19 protein-coding genes are annotated in these 20,889 nt (G+C 62.0%); 9 read left to right on the forward strand and 10 right to left on the reverse strand.

Translation table 11 applies throughout. The annotated features are described in order from the left end of the window. From G3O01_RS16075 to G3O01_RS16100, 6 genes are all read right to left on the reverse strand, one after another. Positions 1–128 (reverse strand): CoA transferase (locus tag G3O01_RS16075; RefSeq protein WP_205806409.1); only part of this gene is annotated, 128 nt, incomplete at its 3' end. Between the two features lie 1,037 nt (positions 129–1,165). After that, the gene (locus tag G3O01_RS16080) at positions 1,166–1,396 is read right to left on the reverse strand and encodes a hypothetical protein (protein ID WP_205806132.1); all 231 of its coding nucleotides are present in this window, start codon (positions 1,394–1,396) and stop codon (positions 1,166–1,168) included. An 86-nt stretch (positions 1,397–1,482) separates the two neighbouring features. Then, positions 1,483–1,905: a PAS domain-containing protein gene (locus G3O01_RS16085; RefSeq protein ID WP_205806133.1), complete on the reverse strand. Its 423-nt coding sequence runs from the start codon at positions 1,903–1,905 to the stop codon at positions 1,483–1,485. A gap of 117 nt (positions 1,906–2,022) precedes the next feature. Then, the gene (gene frc / locus G3O01_RS16090; protein ID WP_205806134.1) at positions 2,023–3,273 is read right to left on the reverse strand and encodes a formyl-CoA transferase; all 1,251 of its coding nucleotides are present in this window, start codon (positions 3,271–3,273) and stop codon (positions 2,023–2,025) included. 26 nt (positions 3,274–3,299) lie between these two features. Beyond that, positions 3,300–5,039 (reverse strand): oxalyl-CoA decarboxylase, encoded by a 1,740-nt coding sequence (gene oxc / locus G3O01_RS16095; RefSeq protein ID WP_205806135.1) that lies wholly within the window; start codon positions 5,037–5,039, stop codon positions 3,300–3,302. A 231-nt stretch (positions 5,040–5,270) separates the two neighbouring features. Then, complete coding sequence (locus G3O01_RS16100) at positions 5,271–5,990, reverse strand: GntR family transcriptional regulator (RefSeq protein WP_205806136.1); 720 nt, start codon at positions 5,988–5,990, stop codon at positions 5,271–5,273. A 281-nt stretch (positions 5,991–6,271) separates the two neighbouring features. Between G3O01_RS16100 and G3O01_RS16105 the strand changes: the two genes are divergently transcribed. Then, a complete protein-coding gene (locus G3O01_RS16105) occupies positions 6,272–6,649 on the forward strand; it encodes a hypothetical protein (RefSeq protein ID WP_205806137.1) in 378 nt (125 codons plus the stop codon). A gap of 181 nt (positions 6,650–6,830) precedes the next feature. On the opposite strand, the gene oxlT is transcribed toward G3O01_RS16105, so the two are convergent. The 3 genes from oxlT to G3O01_RS16120 all read right to left on the reverse strand — a co-directional run bounded on the left by oxlT (position 6,831) and on the right by G3O01_RS16120 (position 9,876). Continuing rightward, positions 6,831–8,150 (reverse strand): oxalate/formate MFS antiporter, encoded by a 1,320-nt coding sequence (gene oxlT / locus G3O01_RS16110; protein WP_205806138.1) that lies wholly within the window; start codon positions 8,148–8,150, stop codon positions 6,831–6,833. A gap of 446 nt (positions 8,151–8,596) precedes the next feature. Continuing rightward, positions 8,597–9,316: a GntR family transcriptional regulator gene (locus G3O01_RS16115; RefSeq protein ID WP_205806139.1), complete on the reverse strand. Its 720-nt coding sequence runs from the start codon at positions 9,314–9,316 to the stop codon at positions 8,597–8,599. Between the two features lie 242 nt (positions 9,317–9,558). Further along, on the reverse strand, positions 9,559–9,876 hold the full coding sequence (locus tag G3O01_RS16120) for a hypothetical protein (protein ID WP_241024013.1): 318 nt from the start codon (positions 9,874–9,876) through the stop codon (positions 9,559–9,561). 235 nt (positions 9,877–10,111) lie between these two features. Between G3O01_RS16120 and G3O01_RS16125 the strand changes: the two genes are divergently transcribed. Next, a complete protein-coding gene (locus tag G3O01_RS16125) occupies positions 10,112–11,461 on the forward strand; it encodes a metallophosphoesterase (RefSeq protein ID WP_205806140.1) in 1,350 nt (449 codons plus the stop codon). Between the two features lie 24 nt (positions 11,462–11,485). Here G3O01_RS16125 and G3O01_RS16130 read toward each other — a convergent pair whose 3' ends face one another. Continuing rightward, on the reverse strand, positions 11,486–11,839 hold the full coding sequence (locus G3O01_RS16130; protein ID WP_205806141.1) for a DUF1428 domain-containing protein: 354 nt from the start codon (positions 11,837–11,839) through the stop codon (positions 11,486–11,488). Between the two features lie 192 nt (positions 11,840–12,031). Between G3O01_RS16130 and G3O01_RS16135 the strand changes: the two genes are divergently transcribed. The 7 genes from G3O01_RS16135 (at position 12,032) to G3O01_RS16165 (ending at position 20,789) form a co-directional block, all read left to right on the forward strand. Then, complete coding sequence (locus G3O01_RS16135; RefSeq protein WP_205806142.1) at positions 12,032–12,418, forward strand: DUF2946 domain-containing protein; 387 nt, start codon at positions 12,032–12,034, stop codon at positions 12,416–12,418. Positions 12,419–12,537: 119 nt separating this feature from the next. After that, a complete protein-coding gene (locus G3O01_RS16140) occupies positions 12,538–13,419 on the forward strand; it encodes a hypothetical protein (protein WP_205806143.1) in 882 nt (293 codons plus the stop codon). A 13-nt stretch (positions 13,420–13,432) separates the two neighbouring features. Next, positions 13,433–13,792 carry a copper resistance protein CopC gene (locus G3O01_RS16145; RefSeq protein WP_205806144.1) on the forward strand — a complete coding sequence of 120 codons (360 nt, stop codon included), beginning with the start codon at positions 13,433–13,435 and terminating at the stop codon, positions 13,790–13,792. Between the two features lie 242 nt (positions 13,793–14,034). After that, the gene (locus tag G3O01_RS16150) at positions 14,035–15,501 is read left to right on the forward strand and encodes a mechanosensitive ion channel family protein (protein WP_205806145.1); all 1,467 of its coding nucleotides are present in this window, start codon (positions 14,035–14,037) and stop codon (positions 15,499–15,501) included. A gap of 893 nt (positions 15,502–16,394) precedes the next feature. After that, complete coding sequence (locus tag G3O01_RS16155) at positions 16,395–17,087, forward strand: ABC transporter ATP-binding protein (RefSeq protein WP_205806412.1); 693 nt, start codon at positions 16,395–16,397, stop codon at positions 17,085–17,087. Then, positions 17,080–19,665 carry an FtsX-like permease family protein gene (locus G3O01_RS16160; RefSeq protein WP_241024014.1) on the forward strand — a complete coding sequence of 862 codons (2,586 nt, stop codon included), beginning with the start codon at positions 17,080–17,082 and terminating at the stop codon, positions 19,663–19,665. The genes G3O01_RS16155 and G3O01_RS16160 overlap by 8 nt, the downstream gene beginning before the upstream one ends. Continuing rightward, positions 19,665–20,789, forward strand: a complete 1,125-nt coding sequence (locus G3O01_RS16165) for a carotenoid 1,2-hydratase (RefSeq protein ID WP_205806146.1) — start codon at positions 19,665–19,667, stop codon at positions 20,787–20,789. Before G3O01_RS16160 ends, G3O01_RS16165 begins: the two co-directional genes overlap by 1 nt. Positions 20,790–20,889: the final 100 nt, after the last annotated feature.

Below are 20,889 nucleotides of genomic sequence, written 5' to 3' on the forward strand. Positions count from 1 at the left end.
TCGCCTGCGCCTGCGCGCTCCACCTTGATCACGTCCGCGCCGAACCACGCCAGCAGCTGCGTGCAGGTCGGCCCCGATTGCACGTGCGTGAAATCGAGAATGCGCACACCGTCGAGTGCTTTGCCCATGCTACGTCTCCCATCATCGTTGAGTGTGCCGCCGCTGTTCGCTCGGCCTTTTCTTCCGGCTTCGAACACGCCTGATATGTGATATATCGTATTTAGAGCTTGCTGTTAGGGCAAGCTTTTTCAGGTCTTTTTTGGCGGGGATAAACCCCAGGGTGAAATTGGTTGCTGACGCTGGGTTGTTGATTGCCTACGGCGTCGTTTCTGTTCTTGCTGGCGGTGGCTTTTGCTCCCCTTTTTGCTGGCGTTTTTCGCTGGCATCCGCGTGGCGCCTACGCGGCGCAGGTGTTGCCCCTGTGCGGGGCGGCACCTACTTTTCTTTGCCGCGGCAAAGAAAAGTAGGCAAAAGAAAGCCGCTAACACCGCCAATCCTTGACGTCTACCCACGGGCCCCCAACGGCCCCGTCCCGTACGCGGCAACATTCTTCTCATCGCGTGTTGCCAACGCACTTGCCACTCGCCTACCCCGTTTCACGCCCCGGCGTCACAGCCCACAATATGGAAAATCCACCGCCCAATAGCGGCAAACTGTGTGTAGGCCCTCGCGGCGCACATTCAATACCCCGGACAAAAAGCAAACCGGTTGCACTCGACTCCCATTGGTCTTTTCCCCTCATTTCATTCATCGGCGACAACACCCACGATACGAAATAACAACCCGACTCAAATAGCGAGGGAGGTGTTTCTGCAGGAGCGCCGACTTGTGTGGCGCGACGACCTACACACCGTTTGCCACCTGGGCGGCGCAAACGGATGGCTGTCGCTAGCGGTTACGTGGGAGATTGAAGTGGGTGAAGCGCTTAATAAGCGCGTTGGCAACGAGCGATGAGTATTGCGTTGCCGCTTGAAGAATGGGGCCGCCGGGGGCCCGTGGACAGGAAGAAGAGTTGGCGGTGTTAGCGGCTTTCTTTTGCCTACTTTTCTTTGCCGCGGCAAAGAAAAGTAGGTGCCGCCCCGCACAGGGGCAACGCTAGCAAACCAGATACATCACGCGGATGCCAGCGAAAACACAAACCCAAGCGTCGCAAAACAAAAAAAACCTACTGCATAGCAATCATCTCAACAACCGCCCCCCGAGCAGCATCAATAGCCGCTGCCTCAGTAGCAAACACAACCTGCTCAGCAACGTGCTGAAACGGCAAGACGCTGATAGGCACATCAGCCCCATCATCAAGCTTCCGAACGGAAGCAAAAGCAGCCCACCCACCGTGATTAATAAACTGCCTCGCAGAGAGTTCAAGCTGATAAGCACCAAACATTTCCACACGCATCGATGTTCTCCGTAACAGATCGCCTTAACGGCGACAGACGTTGATATTGACTGCGCGAGAACAAAGCAAAGCGAGAGCGAAGCGAACTATCTGGCCTCAAGCTCCGCGATGCGCTTGCGCAGATTGCGGTCTTCCTGAAAGCGCGCGGTCTCATCGCGGATCACTGCAACGATGCCCGTCAACTCACGCTCGGGTGAATACAACAATGCAACGGTAAAAGCGATCGACAGCGCGCGGCCATCCTTATGTACAGACGGCACGCGCAACAGATCATTGCCATAGCGCGTCTGTCCCGTCGCCATGGTCTTTTCATAGCCTTCCCAGTGGCGCCCGCGCAAGCGCTCAGGAATGATCAGATCGAGCGACTGCCCAAGCGCGTCTTCCTGCGTAAAACCGAAAATCCGCTCGGCTGCAGCGTTCCAGAATGTGATCGCGCCGTGCTTGTCGGAGATCACAACGGCATCGCCGATCGCGTTCACCAGCTGTTCAAAATCGATGGCTGCTTGCATATAGGGCTCGTGTGTTATGGGGCTAGCTGCCGTAAGTAGAAACAGCGCCACGCGGGCGCTGTTCGTGGGGTCTCGCCCCTCCTTGAGAACGAGACCTCGTTGATACGCCTCTGACGATTACACCACTTTCGATTCCCGCAGGTTCGCGATCTGCTCGAAGCTGTAGCCGAGGTCTGCAAGCACTTCCTCCGTGTGCTCACCGAGCAGCGGCGAACCCGTGATTTCCGGCTTCATGTCCGAGAACTTGATCGGGCTGCCGACCGTCAGGTACTTGCCGCGCGCCTTGTGATCCACTTCGACGATCGTGCCGCTCGCACGCAGCGATTCGTCGTTCGCGATTTCCTTCATCGACAGAACAGGCGAGCACGGAATGTCGAACTTGCGCAGGATATCGACCGCTTCGAACTTCGTCTTGTTGGCGAGCCATCCTTCGATCGTGTTGAAGATATCGAAGATGTGCGGCTGACGTGCCTGCGCCGTCTTGTAGTTCGGATCGTCGATCCACTCTTCCTTGCCGATGGCGCGGCAGATCGGTTCCCAGGCGTGACCCTGAATCGTGAAGTAGATGTACGCGTTCGGGTCCGTCTCCCAGCCCTTGCACTTCAACACCCAGCCCGGCTGGCCGCCGCCGCCCGCATTGCCGCCGCGCGGCACGACATCGCTGAATTCGCCGTGCGGATACTGCGGATACTCTTCCAGGTAGCCGACGCGGTCCAGACGCTGCTGGTCGCGCAGCTTCACGCGGCACAGGTTGATCACGCTGTCCTGCATCGACACCGCCACCTTCTGGCCCTTGCCCGTCTTGTCGCGGCCGATCAGCGCCGTGAGAATGCCGATCGCCAGGTGCATGCCCGTGTTGCTGTCGCCGAGTGCGGCTGCGCTGACCGTCGGCGGGCCGTCCCAGAAGCCCGTCGTCGATGCCGCGCCGCCTGCGCACTGCGCGACGTTTTCGTAGACCTTCAGGTCGTCGTAGTGGTGGCCGTCGCTGAAGCCCTTCACGGATGCGACGATCATCTTCGGGTTCAGTTCGTTGATGCGCTCCCACGTGAAGCCCATGCGGTCCAGCGCGCCCGGCGCGAAGTTCTCGACCAGCACGTCCGATTCCTGGATCAGCTTTTCGAGCACTTCCTTGCCGTCTTGCGTCTTCGTGTCGAGTGTCAGCGAACGCTTGTTGCTGTTGAGCATCGTGAAGTACAGCGCGTCAGCTTCAGGAATGTCGCGCAACTGGTTACGCGTCACGTCGCCCGAGCCGGGGCGCTCGACCTTGATCACATCCGCGCCGAACCAGGCAAGCAACTGGGTGCACGCCGGGCCTGCCTGGACGTGCGTGAAGTCGATGATCTTGACGCCTTCGAGTGGTTTGCTCACTTTCGTATCTCCGTGGTTGGCTGATGTCACTTTTTCATTGCCGCGCTTTGCGGGTTCAGATTCGTCAAGCGTCCGCTTTCGGTCCCGGCCGCTTCGTCGATCACAGCGTTGATAAGCGTCGGCTTGCCCGATGCGATCGCTTCCTTCACCGCTTTTTCCAGTTCTTCCGGCGTCGTCACGTTGTAGCCGATGCCGCCGAATGCCTCGATCATCTTGTCGTAGCGCGCGTCCTTCACGAACACCGTCGGCGCCACGTCCTTGCCGCCCGTCGGGTTCACGTCGGTGCCGCGATACACGCCGTTGTTGTTGAAGATGACCGTGCACACAGGCAGGTCGTATCGGCAGATCGTTTCGAGTTCCATGCCGCTGAAGCCGAACGCGCTATCGCCTTCGATCGCCAGCACCTGCTTGCCGCTCGTCACGGCTGCGCCGATTGCGAAGCCCATGCCGATGCCCATCACGCCCCACGTGCCCGAATCGAAACGCTTGCGCGGCTGATACATGTCGATGATGGCGCGGGCATAGTCCAGCGTATTCGCGCCTTCGTTCACGACGTTGATGTCCGGATTCTCCTTGACGATGTCGCGCAGCACGCGCAGCGCGCTGTGGAAGTTCATCGGCGACGGATTCTTCGCGAGCGTCGCGGCCATCTTCTGCAGGTTGGTGTTCTTCTTCTCGGTGACCGCGTCGATCCACTCCTTCGGCGGTTGCGGGAAGTCGTCACCAACCTGATCGAGCAGCGATGCCACGCACGAACCGATATCGCCCACGAGCGGCGCCGCGATCGCGACGTTGCTATCCATTTCCTGCGCCGAAATATCGATCTGCACGAACTGCTTCGGCTTGCCCCACGTCTTGCCCTTGCCGTGCGACAGCAGCCAGTTCAGACGCGCGCCGACCAGCACGACGACGTCGGACTCGGCCAGCACGAACGAGCGCGCAGCGGATGCCGACTGCTCGTGCGTATCGGGCAACAGACCCTTGGCCATCGACATCGGCAGATACGGAATGCCTGTCTTCTCGATGAACGCGCGGATTTCCTTGTCGGCCTGCGAATACGACGCGCCCTTGCCGAGCAGCACCAAAGGACGCTTGGCGGTCTTCAGCAGATCGATCGCGCGCTTGACGGAATCGGGTGCGGGCAGCTGGCGCGGCGCTGCGTCGATCACGCGAACCAGCGATTGCTTCGCTTTCGCAGCATCGATGGTTTGCGACAACAGCTTCGCAGGCAGATCCAGATACACACCGCCCGGACGACCCGACACGGCAGCGCGGATCGCACGTGCGAGGCCGATGCCGATGTCCTCTGCGTGCAGCACGCGATACGCAGCCTTCGCGTACGGCTTCGCTGCGTTCAGCTGATCCATTTCTTCGTAGTCGCCTTGCTGCAGGTCGACGATTTCACGTTCGCTCGATCCGCTGATCAGGATCATCGGGAAGCAGTTCGTCGTTGCGTTGGCGAGGGCCGTGAGGCCGTTCAGGAAGCCCGGTGCGGACACCGTCATACAGATGCCGGGCTTTTGCGTCATGTAGCCGGCAATCGCCGCTGCATGACCTGCGTGCTGCTCGTGACGGAAACCGATAAAGCGCATTCCTTCGGCTTGCGCGAGGCGCGCGAGGTCGGTGATAGGAATGCCGACCAGACCAAAAATCGTGTCGATATCGTTCGCTTTGAGTGCATCGATGACGAGGTGGAAACCGTCCGTCGTTTGTTGTGCGTTCTCTTCTGCGGATTCTTGCGGTCTGATCTCAAGTACATCTGCCATGACGTCTCCTCCTTGGCCGGGTGTTGTGTGGCGTCTCGTGATATACAATATTCCAAACACAATATTAGTCAACGGATTTTTGCAGGTGCTTCAGGTTCGACTCGGTACTGCTGCACTGCAAAAGTTGGCTAGCGCTTTGTGTCTGAAGGCTTTGGGCGGGTGAATCGTGCGTTGCATCAAGCGCCCGTTCGGGATAGTCCTGGGGTCGTCGCGGATGGGTGCCGACGGCCCTCAGTCCAGAAAATCGCAATGTGCTTCGACATACAGCGCGAGATCGAGCGAGTGCTGGCGCACCAGCGTCTCGACACGTTCGGTATCGCGCGCTTCGAGTGCTTCGATGATGCGCATGTGGTCTTCGATCGAACGTGACGCGCGGTCGCTCTGCGCGATCGTCATGCGCCGTATTGCGCGCACATGCATGAAGATGTTCTTGATCGTGTCGAGAATGATCTGCGAGCCGGATAGCTCGACGAGCGCCTGGTGAAACGCGATGTTCACCTCGGAGTACTCCTCGATGTGATCGGTCGGCGTGGCTGAATGGAAATCGTCGAACATCGCGCGCAGGCCCGCTATGTCTTCGTTTGAAGCACGCTGCGTGGCAAGGCGCGCCGCCACGCTTTCGAGCGCGGCCCACATGCAGATCATCTCGACGATCTCTTTCTTCGTCTTGCGCAGGATATAGACGCCGCGGCGCGGCACCGTGCGCAGAAAGCCTTCCTGCTCGAGCAAGGTCATCGCCTCGCGCACCGGCGTGCGGCTCACGCCGAGCGCTTCGGTCAACTCCTTTTCATCCAGACGCACTTCTTCACGCGAGTGATAGATGTCGGTGTTCGCGATCGCCTGCTTGAGCCGCGCGTACGCCTGATCGCGCAACGACGCCGTCGCGTTGATCGGCGAAAGGTTCAGGCTCAACGGGACCGTGCGGACATTCTCTTGCGTGTCGGTGGACATGGTCGACGTGTCTCCTCGTTGTCGAAAACGGTGGTGGCCCGTTTGACGAAGGCGCCAGGTGAGACGCCTTCGTTCGGCCTTTCTGCATGTCTGCGGTACCGCTCTGCATATGCGCAATACTGTATATCACATATCTTATCGCCACCAGTTCTCCTGCACCCTAGGTTTGCAGCAGTCTTTTCATAATTAATCGTGAATAGTTTTCAAAGAAAACTTTAACTATCGTGAATCTATCGACGCGCCTATTCTGTCTTCACGCAATCGACGAACTGGAGGAGAGGATGCGCACCGCACACGATCAACACGGGACTCACTACGAGCGCTCAATCGACGCGCAACTGTGCGCGTTCAACAGCGCATTCGCCGACCTCGGTTTGCGCTTCCGCTGGGACGCGCAGATGCTGACGTCGCTTGCGACGATCGATGGCGAGCATGCGCGTGTCGTCGCCTATCTCGAGACGCACCAGCCGCATCTGCTCAACGCGTATAGCGCGGATTTCCTGGGCGACGCGATTCTCGCGAAGAAGCGCGCGCATACGCCTGAAGTGCTGCCGACGCGCGTCGACGCGCCGAGCGATGCGCATCGTTCGAACCGTTCGGGCTTTTCGCTTTCGCAGTACTTCGCGGATGACGGCGTGCCGGCTCTCGCTGGCGCCTGAAAGACTGCGAGCCGAAGACAAAATCTCCCGCGCCTCACGGCGCGGGAGATTTTTTTTGGGCTGCTTTTTTGGACTGCTGATTCGCGCGCACAAAAAAACAAAGCGGCGCGCCGCCCCCCATCAAGGCAACGCACCGCTTTCAACTACACATCAACGCACAGCGCCGCAACGGCGCCGTGAATCACTCGCCGGAACTTGCGCTCAACCGCGACGCATTGGCCGACGATGAAGACGCGGACGTCCCCGATTCGATCAGGCGCGCACGCATCGGTGCGAGTACGAATTTCGCCGACACACCTGCCGTAATCGTGATGACAGCCGACACGATGAACACCAGACTCCACCCGCCTGCTCCCGACAGCACCGACGCGAGCGGCACCAGCAACGCAGCCGTGCCCTTGGCCGTATAGAGCGTGCCCGCATTCGACGCCGCGAACTTGCTGCCGAACGTATCCGCGCAAATGGCCGGGAAGATCGAGAAGATCTCGCCCCAGAACAGGAAGATCAGCGCCGCGAACGTCATGAACGCATACGGATTCTGGCCGTACTGCATCATCCCGAGCAACGCGAGCCCTTCACCGATGAAGATCGCGAACATCGTGTTCTCGCGGCCGATCTTGTCGGAGATGAAGCCGCACAGCGGACGCGTGAAGCCATTGCAGATGTTGTCGATGGACAGCGTCATTGTCAGCAGCGGCAGCGTCATGCCGAACATCGTCATCGGCAATTTGGCGAGGCCCCAGTCTTTCGCGATCGGACCGATTTGCGCGGTCGCCATCAGCCCGCCCGCCGCTACCGCGACGAAGCACGCATAGATCACCCAGAACACCGGCGTCTTGATCATCTGGCCCGGCGTGTAGTCGACCTTGCTGACTGCGAACTTGCGCTTCACGCCTGCCGTCGAACGTGTCACCGGCTTGTGCAGCAGCAGAGCCAGCACGAAGATCGCGACGCCTTGCAGGATGCCGAAGAACAGGAACGTGTGTTCGTAGCCTTGAGCCGTGATCATGTTCGCGATCGGAATCACCGTGACGGCCGCGCCCGCGCCGAAGCCGGCAGCGGTGAGACCCGCCGCGAGACCGCGCTTGTCCGGAAACCACTTCAGTGCATTGCCGACGCACGTGCCGTACACGCCGCCCGCGCCGATGCCGGCGATCACGGAGCCCGCGTACAGCTCAGGCAAAGTCGTTGCATGCGAGAAGATCATCCACGCGAGGCCCGCGCAGAGTGCGCCCACTGCCACCACAGGCCGCGGACCGAAGCGGTCGACGAGCCACCCTTCGACGGGCACGAGCCACGTCTCCGTGACGATGAAGATCGAGAACGCAAGCTGGATGGAGGCTTCGCCCCAGTGGTGCCGCGCATTCATCGGCGCGACGAAGAGCGTCCATGCGTATTGAAGATTGGCGACCAGTGCCATGCAGAGCATGCCGATCACCAGTTGACACCAACGGTTTGAGAGCAAACCACTCCCCGTCGCCTGTCGGGTGTTTCCATTCATGAGCATCGTCTCCGCTATCTACACTTTCTAATATGTCGATGCGCCGCGCCATTCATGACAGTGCAGCTACATCCGCCTTGCTATGTTTTTCTACCCGGCGTTTGGGGACCTTCGACAGACCCTGCGTAGTTAACCATTCAAACAGGTTTCAGTCTTTACATTTTTATTCATGCGGTCTGCGGAGTTTCCCCAATGCAGTGCCTGTAAAAGCGCATCTGCAAGCGTTAACCCTTAAAGCAAACGGCATCCGGGCGAACCCATCGTAAAAGCGCGCACCGGATTGCGAATAATTAAAGAAAGTTATCGATTACATTCGCGATCGTTTATAGACGCGATGGCGCGGGGCGCGCAGAGAAGCTCGCCAGTTGGCAATGAGGGAAGATGCGGACATCCGGCAATGGATGTCCGCGATAGATCAGCGTGAAACGACGACGCTCAATTGAAGGTCAATCGAGAAAATCGCAATTCGCTTCGATGAAAGTCGCGAGATCGAGCGAGTGCTGGCGCACCAGACGCTCGGCCAGTTCGGTATCGCGCTTCTCCAGCGCTTCGATGATGCGCAGATGATCGACGATCGATCGCGACGCACGGTCGCTCTGCGAAATCGTCATGCGTCGAATGGCGCGTACGTGGATGAAGATGTTCTTGATCGTGTCGAGAATGATCTGCGACTTCGACAGCTCGACAATCGCCTGATGGAACGCGATGTTCGCATCCGAATACTCGGCGATATGTTCGGCCGGCGTCGAATCGCGGAACTGGTCGAACATATGGCGCAGCCGCGCGATTTCTTCGTCGGTGGCATGCAGCGTTGCCAGACGCGCGGCCATGCTTTCCAGCGCGGCCCACATCTGCACCATCTCGACGATCTCGCGCTTGCTTTTGCGCACGATGTAGATGCCGCGGCGCGGAATGGTGCGCACGAAGCCTTCCTGCTCGAGCAGCGTCATCGCCTCGCGCACCGGCGTGCGGCTCACGCCGAGCGATTCGCTCAGCGCGCGGTCGTCAAGACGGATCTCGTCGCGCGACGCATAGATGTCGGCATCCGCGATGGCCTGGCGCAGCATTGCGTAGGCGCGGTCGCGCAAGCTCGCGCTCATGCCGATGGGTTGCAATGACAGGGTGAACGGCGTGGCCGCTGGCTGGCTGTCAAGTTCTGACGACATGCATCGCCTCTGATCCGGTCGGTGCGAGTAGACACCGTAGGTTGGTTCGAGCGGCACACCGCGCCGCGCCCGTTTCCGCGTCTGTCTGCTGCATTCATCGTCACGCGGACTGTGAATGTATTCAGTATATCAGCGCATGAGGTATTGTCGATGGAAGCCGCTACTGCGCTGGCTGCGCGACAAACCCACGCGTACTTTACCGGCAGTTCGCTCGGGCTAAAAGCGGAGCTTAAGAGCAGAGCTTAAGGATTGGGCACCATCGAAGCGGCACCCGTTGCGGCTGCCGCCAGGGCGTCGGGCGCCGCGGGCGCTACGCGCGCCACTTCGTGCGCGATCGTGCCGCATTGCAGCTGGCCGTTGTCGCTCGATTCGAGCTCGGCGGCGTTCAGGTTCGCGCAGGCAGCTTCGACGATCGTGCCAATGTCATGCCGGTTGCGCTCACGCGCGGCGTGCTTCATCTCGCCCTGCAACCAGCCGCTGAAGCTGGCGACTGCGAATACGGCAACGGCTAAAAGTACGGACTCGGTTCTGGTCAAACGCATCGTTGTTATGGCTTGCATGAGGGACGGCCATTCACGTTATCGGCAGCGGCGCGAAAAGCTTGAATAGCGGCCATGCGTGGGGCAAAAACACCCGTCCGTTTCGAATCGCGTATTGTCCTTCATACAAATTGTGCCGGGCCAATCGTCTTGGTGTTACCGAATAAAAGACCCGCGGCTTTCGCATCCGATCCGACAAGCCGCATCATGCAAACCGCACTTCCCTATCAGACACCATCAGACACCGGAGAGCGCCATGGCCGCCGATCCCGCGAGTTTCCGCGATCAATTCGTTTCGCTGTTTCAGTCAGCCGTCGATCAGGTCGTGCGCGAGACGGCGCCTTCCGCGGGTCTCGTCACGCGTCCGGGCATCGACAACGCCCTCGTCAATGCCGCAGCGACGCTTGCATCGATGAAATCCCAAGGGCAGACGACGGTGCCCGACGTCGCGCCGGGCGAGGTCGCGCAGGACGCGTGGACCTGCGCGAAGATGGGCTTCGCGCTGATGGAAGCACGCGCCCGCGGCGACACGGCTACCGCGACCACGATCGAGAACGACCTGCGCTACAACGTCTGCGACCCCGCGTGGGTGAAGGTCATCGAGAGCTACATGCAGTACTTCGGCCCGGACGGCAAGCGCGCAGCGATTCCCTACCGGCGTCCGAACGCAATCGGTCCCGTCACGGTGCCGCTCAAGGCGGGCGCCACGGTCGCGCTGATCGCCGACTGGGGCACGGGCACCGACGTCGCCGTCGATCTGCTCAGGCAGGTTGCGCAGCAAAACCCCGACGTCGTGATTCATCTCGGCGACATTTACTATTCGGGCACGCCGCAGGAATGCGATGCGAACTTCCGCACTATCGTCGACAGCGTGCTCTCTCGCAGCACGAAGGACGTGCCCGTCTACACGCTCGCGGGCAATCACGACATGTATTCGGGCGGCGCCGGCTACTACGGGCTGATCGACACACTCAACGATCACGCGCGCCTTCAGCCCGCCAGCTTCTTCTGCCTGCGCAACGACGACTGGCAGTTCATCGCGATGGATACGGGGCTGCACGACTACAACCCGTTCGACGGCACGGAAGTCCTCACGTTTCTCGAACCGGACGAAGAGCAATGGATCGTCGATCGCATTGCCGAATTCAGCGGCAAGACGATCCTGATGTCGCACCATCAGCTGTTTTCCGCGCTGTCGCAGATCGGGCCGCTGCAGACGGGCGGCAAGCTGATCGCGCACAACCCGAAGCTGCTGCCGAGCTTCCAGCGTTTCGCGCAGGCCGCGAAGCAGCCGATTGCCGCATGGTTCTGGGGCCACGAGCACAACCTGAGCATCTACCAGCCGTATCTCGGGTTGGACCGGGGACGCTGCATCGGCCACGGAGCGGTGCCGGTGATCGTCGCCGACGGCCCGGAGAACGCGCCCGATCCGCGCATCGTCAATCCGCCCGCGCTGCAGAACGTGTTGCTGAAAGAAGCGGACAAGATCTACATGCACGGCTTTACGATCATCCGGCTCGGACAGGGCGCACAACATGCGCAGGCGTCGGCGGAGTACTACGAAAGCAGCGACGGCACGACGCCCATGTTCACGGAAGCGCTTTAGCGCTTTAGTGCTTCACGCGCGCCGTCACACATCGACGATCACCTCGAAGCCACCGTAGATCAGCCGCTTGCCGTCGAAGGGCATCGGCATCACGTCGGGTTGAAGGCGCGGATCGGCCATCACCTTGGCCATGCCTTCGTCGCGCACCGCGCGCGAAGGCCACACGACCCACGAGAACACCACCACTTCATCCGGCTCGCGCTTCACGGCCATCGGAAACGATGTGAGCTTGCCTTCGGGCACGTCGTCGCCCCAGCACTCGACCACGTTCAGCGCGCCGTACTCCTTGAACACGCCCGCCGCAGTCTGCGCATGCTTGCGATAAATCTCGCGATTGTCCGCCTTCACTGCCACCACGAATCCATCCACGTAGTTCATTGCCGCTCTCCTGTGCAGAATCGTCAGCTGCCGGGCATAAAACGCGCCCCTGCCCGGTTCTATACACACGACGATCGGGGCGACAGCGAATCGACAGCATCGCGACGATTTTCACGCACGGCCGCTCGCCGCCGTCCACCCTACGACGCAGCAATGTCATAATCCGCGCAGCATCCCGCACACGTTTCCACCATGTCGAGCCGGTTCCATCGGAAGATTGGCTGCATCCTCGGATTGCTCGCAATCCTGATGGCGACGCTCGCGCCCACCATTTCGCAAGCCATTGCGGCGAGCCGCGGCGCCTACGATCCCGCCGCCGCGCTCTGCTCCTCGCAGACTGCCAGCCCCGCCGACACGCAGGAAGACGATCCCGGCAACACCCACACGCTCGCCTCGCACTGGCACGCGTGCGGCTATTGCAGCCTGCTCGCGCATGTTCCCGTGCTGCCCGCGTCGCCGTCCACCTTTGCGCTGACGGTTGCCGTCATCGCGCAGCGCGTCGCCGTGCGCTTCGAAAGCGTTGCGCTCGTCACGCCCTTCGAAACCGCGCAGCCACGCGCGCCACCCGTTCATCTCTGAGTCGAACCGCCTACCGGCAACGCTGATGCAGCGTTGCCGTATTCGCGCATGCCGTCCTGCCGCGTCGCTGCCTTGTCACGCGCAGCCGGACCGCGCGCGCAATCACTCAGGATGACCTCATGAACCACCGACACACCACGCGCGGCGCGCTGCCGCTCGCCGGCTGCCTCGTCGCAGCCCTGCTCTTTCCTTCGATCTCACACGCGCACGCCATTGCCGGCGACCGCGTGTTCCCCGCAACGATGGCCGTCGACGACCCCGGCGTCAGCGACGAACTCAATCTGGAATATGGCCATCAGCGCGTGCGCGGCGACGACGGCGACCAGAGCGTCAACACCTTCAGCTTCGAGTACGACAAGCTGATCACGCCGCGCCTCGCGGTATCGATAGGCGGTGCGTACGTCGGGCAAAACAATCCGACCGCGCATGGTTTCGACAACTTCAGCGTCGGGCTCAAATATCTGCTGTACGTGAACGAAGCGCACGAGTTCATGACGTCGATCGGCGTCGATGCGGACCTGGGCGGCACGGGCAGCCATGCGATCGGCGAAAGCTTCTCGACGATTTCGCCAACTATCTTCGCGGGCAAAGGCTTCGGCGATCTGCCCGATTCGCTCGCGTACCTGCGGCCCATCGCGATCACAGGTGAAGCCGGTCCTGCCTTCACGACGGGCGCGGGCCAGCCGAACGCATTCAACTACGGCGTGACGGTGCAATACAGCCTGCCCTATCTGCAGCAGCACGTGCACGACGTCGGCTTGCCGCAGCCGCTCGCGAACCTGATTCCCATCGTCGAAATTCCGTTGTCGCGCAGCCAGGGGCAAACCACCGGCACGGTCAACCCGGGCCTCATCTGGATCAATCGCTACGGCCAGTTCGGCATCGAGGCACAGATCCCCGTAAATCACGCGAGCGGCTCGCACGTCGGCGTGCTGGTGCAGGCGCATCTGTTCTTCGACGACATCGCGCCCACGACGATCGGCAAGCCGCTTTTCCAGTAACGAGGACATCATCATGAACAGGACACGACTCATTGCAGCGCTCGCGCTGTCGTTCGCGCTGACGCCACTGGCGGCTTTGGCCCACGTATTTCCGCAGAAGCAGGAGCCGGGCGCGGGCACGACGGTCGAAGCGCCCGCGAAGGTAACCATCGCGTTCGATGGCCCGCTCGAACCCGCGTTCAGTTCGCTGACCGTCACGGATGCCGCGGGCAAGCAGGTGAACACCGCGAAATCGACCGTCGATGCACAGCATCCCGACATCGCCACCGTCGCGTTGCCCGCGCTCGCGGCTGGGAAATACACGGTGCATTGGGTCGCCGTGGCATCGGACGGCCATCGCACGCATGGCGATTACCCGTTCAATGTGAAGTGATGCTCGCGTGCGTCCATCGTTCGTTGCCACGCGCAGCGATGGACGCACGCGGTTCAGGGAGCCTCTGCTGCACTGCGAGACAAAATGTCGTAAATAGTCTCTGCTCGAACTTCGTGCAGTGCCGACCGCGACGGACGAACGGACACGATCTCGCGTTGCGCGTGGCCGTGCTACTGTCGCAACTGTTCGTGGCAACCGGCCTGCCCGTCTTGTTGACTGTTCAACCCCGCTATGGAGTGTGCGTGGACAATCCGCTGATTTTCGGCTTTGCGCTCGTCGCATTCGATGTCGTGATCTGGCGTTGCGCCGTACCCAAAAACGAAGTGGCGCGCCTGCTGCTGCGCCTGTGCATTTACGCCGCTTTCAGCGCGCTGCTGTTCACCACCGGTCTCACTCCGTTCTCGCAAGCGCCTTACGCGGACTCGAAACCGCTCCATGTGCTGGGCCAGGTGCTCGAAGTCATCTGGTGGCTGATGGGCGCGCGGCTGCTGAGTCTCGCGCTCGACACGCTGCTGCTGCCGCAGACCTGGCGCCGTCAGCGGCTCTTCCAGGACGTGTTCGGCGCGGTCGTCTTTCTCGCCGCCGTCGTTGCCGCGCTGGCCTTCGTGCTCGAATTGCCGGTACGCGGGCTCGTCGCCACCTCGGGTGCGCTCGCGATCGTGCTGGGCCTTGCGATCCAGAGCACGCTCAGCGACGTATTCGCCGGCATCGTGATCAACACGACGGAGCCGTACCACATCGGCAACTGGGTGATCATCGACGGCGTCGAGGGCAAGGTGCTGGAGATGAACTGGCGCGCGACACATCTGCTGACATCGCAGGGCAATATCGTGATCGTGCCGAACGCCGTCGCGGCGAAGGCGAAGATCGCGAACCACAGCCGGCCGCCGACGCTGCACGGCATCACCATCTACCTGGAGATCACGCCTGCGGCGCGGCCGAGCATCGTGGTGGCTGCGCTCGAACGCGCGCTGGCGGGTGTGCGGGCGGTGCTTGCCGACCCGGCGCCGTATGCGATTGTGAAGCGCACGAGCGCGACGTCCGTGGTCTATGAGGCGACTGCGTATGTCGACGATATGGGCAAGAAGCTTGCCGTGACGAACGAGCTATACGATCTGTGCTATCGGCAACTGGAAGCGGCGGGTGTCGACTTGCAGCCGCTCGGGGTCGGTTATGCGCCGTCGACGGTAGCTGCTCAGGAGGTCGATCCGCGTTTCAATCTGTTGCGGCGGGTGGAGATTTTTGCGGCGCTCACGCCGGATGAGTTGAAGCAGCTTGCGCCGCTGCTGACGCGGCGGATGTATGAGCGCGGCGATACGGTGGTGACGCCCGATAAGGTGCTTGATCATTTGACTATCGTCGATTCGGGGGTGCTTTCTGTCGTCGCTGAAGATGCTTCTGGTCCTGTCGAAGTGACGCGACTCGGTCCCGGGGACGCGCTCGGCGAGGCTGGTTTGCTGGCTGGGATGCCCGCGCGGGTGACCATTTCGGCTCTTACTGTTTCGACTGTTTATCAGTTGAAGAAGGAAGATTTGACGCCGCTGCTGAAGGATAAGCCCGATGTCGCGACGTTGATGTGCCAGATGCTGTCGCGCAGGCAGGATACGCTTGGTAAGCTCGGAACGCCGGTGCCGGCGGCTCAGTCGGAGCAGTCGATTTTTCAATGGTTACTGGATGGGATGAAGAAATTGCATGATCTGACGTTTTGAGGTTTTTTTTCTGTCTTGCGACGCTGGTTTGGTTTGCTTTTGGTTTCGCTGGCATCCGCGTGATGGTTTGCCTGCTTCAGGCGTTGCCCCTGTGCGGGGCGGCATTTGCTTTGGCTTGTTTTCTGACGTTGGGGTGGTTTGTTTAAGCTTTGCGCTGGCATCCGCGTTATGCCTTCTTGCTTCAAGCGTTGCCCCTGTGCGGGGCGGCACCTACTTTTCTTTGCCGCGGCAAAGAAAAGTAGGCAAAAGAAAGCCGCTGAACACCGCCCGTGCTTGACCACCGCCTGAGGGCCCCCAACGAGTCCTCCACTTCACACGGCGCTCTGCGATTCAATGCCCGTTGCCAACGCTTCGGCGAAGCGCCTCACCCACTTCAAACACCCGTAGCATAGCGAACGGCAGCGATTGGTTGCGGCCGCCCAGGTGGCAAACTGTGTGTAGGTCGTAGTGCCTCACACCCTGGCGCTCCTACGACACCGATCGTGGTTTTCAGTCCGGAGTGAAGCGCATACGCCGCGAAAGCCGACACACAGTTTGCCGCTATAGAACGTGGGAGAGTTGATCGCGCGTGTGGCGACGCGGGAGTGTGAAGCGGGTGAGGCGCTCAATAAGAGCGTTGGCAACGGGCAGTGAAAGGCAAGTTGCCGTTTGAAGCGGAGGAACCGTTGGGGGCCCTCAGGCAGTGGTCAAGCACGGGCGGTGTTCAGCGGCTTTCTTTTGCCTACTTTTCTTTGCCGCGGCAAAGAAAAGTAGGTGCCGCCCCGCACAGGGGCAACGCTAGCAAACCAGATACATCACGCGGATGCCAGCGAAACCAAAATCAAACCGAACCAGCGCCACCATACAAACTCAAACCTGAACCCAACCCCAGCGTCGCAGACAAAAAACCCCCAATGCCCGCCTTAGAATGCCGCTCGCTGAGCAAAACCTACTCCCCAACCCGTGTCGTCATCGACACATTGAACTTCACGCTCGCCGCAGGCGAATTCATCGCGATCATGGGTGACTCGGGCGTCGGGAAATCGACATTACTGAACCTGATCGCAGGCCTGGACAAAGCCGATTCAGGTGAAGTGCTGATCGACGGCACCCCGATCTCGACGCTCGACGACGACAACGCCACCCGCCTGCGGCGTGAAAAACTCGGCTTCGTCTTCCAGGCATTCCACGTACTCCCGCATCTCACGCTCGCGCAAAACGTCGCGCTGCCGCTGCTGCTCAATGGCACCTCGACGCTACGCGCGAGTGAAATGCTCGCCGCCGTCGGTCTCGAAGGTCGTGGCAACGATCTGCCGCGCCAGCTATCCGGCGGTGAACTCCAACGCGTCGCCATCGCGCGCGCACTCGTGCATCGCCCAACCCTCATCCTCGCCGACGAACCAACCGGCAATCTCGACCCCGATACCGCACATGAAGTCCTCATGCTGCTGCGCGAAGAAACCAAAGCAAACGGCGCCGCTACCATCATGGTCACGCATTCGGAAGCCGCCGCCGCTGTCGCCGATCGTGTGCTCGTCCTGAGCGGCGGCAAGCTGCATCCGATGCACGCCGCATCGGCTCACTCGTCGCGCCAGCAGCATGAATGACACGACATTGAGCGCTCAGGCGCACCACGCACGCCACGGCCTGCGCACGCTCACACGCTGGTTGCTCGCCGCCGAATGGCACAGCCACAAAGGCCGCGCGCTGATTGCGATTGCGACCATCGCGCTCGGTGTCGCGCTCGGCTACGCGGTGCAGTTGATCAATAGCGCAGCATTCAATGAGTTCTCGGCAGCGGCGCGCAGCCTCTCCGGTCAGGCCGACTTGCAGGTGCGCGGCGCCCAACCCACCTTCGATGAAAGCGCCTATCCGCGACTCGCGACGCAACCCGGTGTCTCGCTCGCCAGCCCCGTGCTCGAACTCGACGTCACCGTGCCGGGCCGCAACGCGCCGCTCAAGGTGCTCGGCATCGACGTGTTCCGCGCCAGCCGCATCGCGCCCGATCTCACAGGCGCGACCAATACCGACACCCCGCTCGATGCCCTCGCCGCCGACGCCATCTTCCTCTCGCCCGCCGCGCAGCAATGGCTCGGCGTGCATGCGGGCGACAACGTGATCTTGCGCAGCGGTACGTCCGATGTGCCTCTGCGCGTGGCGGGCGGCATCGTCGCGGCGCGGCCGGGACAGCGCATCGCCGTGATGGATGTCGCCGCCGCGCAATGGCGTTTCGGACGTGTGGGCAAGCTGTCGCGCGTCGATGTGCAACTCGAGCGCGGTGTCGATCGCGAACGTTTCAGACGCACGCTGCAGGACACGCTCGGCAGCCGTTTCGTGGTGGGCGAGACACGCGATGTCGAAAGCCGTACCGACCGGCTCTCGCGCGCATACCGGATCAACATGAACGTGCTAGCGCTCGTCGCGCTTTTTACGGGTGCGTTTCTCGTGTTCTCGACCCAGGCGCTCGGCGTCGTGCGCCGCCGTGCGCAGTTCGCGATGCTGCGCGTGCTCGGACTCACCCGAACACAGTTGCTGCGTCAGATCCTGCTCGAAGGCGCCCTGCTCGGCACGTTCGGCTCGATCGCGGGCATCGCGCTCGGCTTCGCGCTCGCCTCGCTCGTGCTGCGCTTTTTCGGCAGCGATCTGGGCGGCGGCTACTTCCCCGGCGTGCAGCCGACAGTCGGCTTCGAACCCGTTGCCAGCGCGATTTTCGTGGTACTCGGCATTGGCGTGGCGCTGCTCGGCAGTCTCGTGCCCGCGCTCGAAGCGGCACGCACGCATCCCGCGCCTGCGCTGAAAGCGGGCGGCGAGGAAGCCGCGCTCGGCAAGCTGTCGACGCCGTGGCCCGCGCTCGTCAGCCTCGCGCTCGGCGCGGCGCTGACCCAGGCGCCGCCGATGTTCGATGTACCGATCGCCGGTTATCTCGCCGTCGCGCTGCTGCTGATCGGCGGTATTGCGCTGATGCCGCGCGTCACGTCGCTGCTGTTTCGCGCGCTCAGCAGCGCGGGCAACGGGCGCCGGCAACGACTCAGAACCCCCGTCGTCGCGCTGGCACTCGCGCGGCTTGCGAATGCGCCTGGCCAGGCATCGATCGCAATGGGCGGCGTGCTGTCCAGCTTCACGCTGATCGTTGCGATGGCGATCATGGTGTCGAGCTTTCGCGTGTCGGTGGAAGACTGGCTCGCGCATCTGCTTTCCGCCGATGTCTACGTGCACGTCGCGCCGAACGGCGACACCGGCGGGCTAAACACGCAGCAACAGGCGATGCTCGCCGCCACGCCCGGCATCCGGCGCGCGGCATTCGCGCGCACGTCGCAACTGACGCTCGATCCATCGCGGCCTTCCGTCGCCTTGCTCGCGCGCGAAATCGATGCCGCCGATCCCGGCGCGAACCTGCAGATCACGGGCGCGATCTTGCCGCCGTCCGCGTTGCATGCGGGCGAGACGCCTGTGTGGGCATCGGAAGCCATGGTCGATCTGTATGGCTACCATGTCGGTCAACGGCTCACGCTGCCGATCGGCGCGCCCGGCACGGTGTTCGTCGTCGCGGGCATCTGGCGCGACTACGTGCGGCAGACGGGCGCGTTGCAGATCCGTCTCGCCGATTACAGGCGCCTCACTGGCGAGGCCGGCGCGACCGACGCCGCGCTCACGCTCGAGCATGGCGTAACCGCCACGCAGGCTATCGTTGCAATGCGCGCGTTGCCGTTCGCGAGCGCGCTCGACTTCGCGCAACCCGGCGACATCCGCGCGCGCACATTGACCATCTTCGATCGCAGCTTTGCCGTCACGTATCTGCTCGAAGCTGTCGCGATCGTGATCGGGCTGTTCGGCGTCGCGGCGACGTTTTCTGCGCAGACACTGTCGCGCTCGCGCGAATTCGGCATGTTGCGGCATGTGGGCGTGACGCGCGGACAGATACTCGCGCTGCTCGCGACGGAAGGTGGACTGCTCACCGCGCTCGGCATCGCGATGGGCTGCGTGCTCGGCTTCGCGATCAGCCTGATCCTCGTGTTCGTCGTCAATCCACAGTCGTTTCACTGGAGCATGTCGCTGCATGTGCCGTGGCTGCTGCTGTCCGTGCTCGCGCTCGTGATGCTCGCATCGTCGTGCACGACGGCCGTGGCGGCAGGCCGCCGCGCCATATCCGTCGATGCCGTGCGCGCAGTCAGGGAGGACTGGTGATGACGGTCTTTCGTCTGTTCGTGTTCAGTTTCGCGTTCGTATTCGCGTGTCTGCTTCGTGCATCGCCCGTGTTCGCCGCCGATCCGCCGTTCGCGCAAGTCTTGCCTGGCAAGGCGATCGAATTGCCTCGCGACATGGGCGCGCATCCCGCGTTTCGCACCGAATGGTGGTACGCGACGGGCTGGCTGGAAACGCCCGATCATCAGCCGCTCGGCTTTCAGATCACGTTCTTCCGTTCGGCAACGGGCCATCCGGCGAACGACCCCAGCGCGTTCGCGCCGACGCAGCTGATCATCGCGCATGCCGCGCTCAGCGATCCGACGCTCGGCCGGCTCGCGCACGACCAGAAGATCGCGCGACAAGGTTTCGGTCTCGCCTATGCGAAGCCCGATAACACCGACGTGCGGCTCGAGTCGTGGAGCATGGTCCGCGCGCCCGACGGCCACTACGTCGTGAGCGCCGACGCCGCCGGCTTCGCGCTGCATCTGACCTTCACGCCGACGCAGGCGCCGCTGCTTCAGGGCGACGGCGGCTACTCGCGCAAAGGCCCGCGTCCCGAACAGGCCAGCTACTACTACAGCGAGCCGCAGTTACGCGTGACGGGCAGCGTCACGCGTCCATCGGCCGATGGCGCAAGCCGCGCCGCCACACCGACGCCAGTCACCGGCAGCGCATGGCTCGATCACGAATGGTCGAGCACGCTGCTGGCATCCGATGCCGTCGGCTGGGACTGGCTCGGCGCGAATCTCGCGGATGGCGGCGCGCTGATGGCATTCAAGGTGCGCGCCGCCGACGGTCACGCCGTCTGGGCGCACGCCGCGCTGCGCACAGCCGACGGCCACGTCACGCAATACGGCCCCGGCGACGTCGACTTCTCACCGACGCGCCAATGGCGCTCGCCGCGCACGGATACGACTTACCCCGTGGCAACCATCGTCCGCACGGGCGACCTTCACTGGCAACTGACACCCTTGCTCGACGACCAGGAACTCGACTCGCGCGAATCGACAGGCGCGCTCTACTGGGAAGGCGCCGTCTCCATCAAACGGGACGGCCAACCCGCGGGGCGCGGCTACCTGGAGCTCACCGGCTACGGCAAAAAATTGAAGCTCGAACGGCGCTGACGCCCGACTGACGGGCGACTAGGGGTAAACCCTTGAATTCTGGAAAAGTCACTTCCACTGGATGGGGTTAATCTTAAGCGGCTACTTACCTACACTTCCT

This window comes from Burkholderia sp. Ac-20365 (genome assembly GCF_017104715.1).
GTDB lineage: Bacteria > Pseudomonadota > Gammaproteobacteria > Burkholderiales > Burkholderiaceae > Paraburkholderia.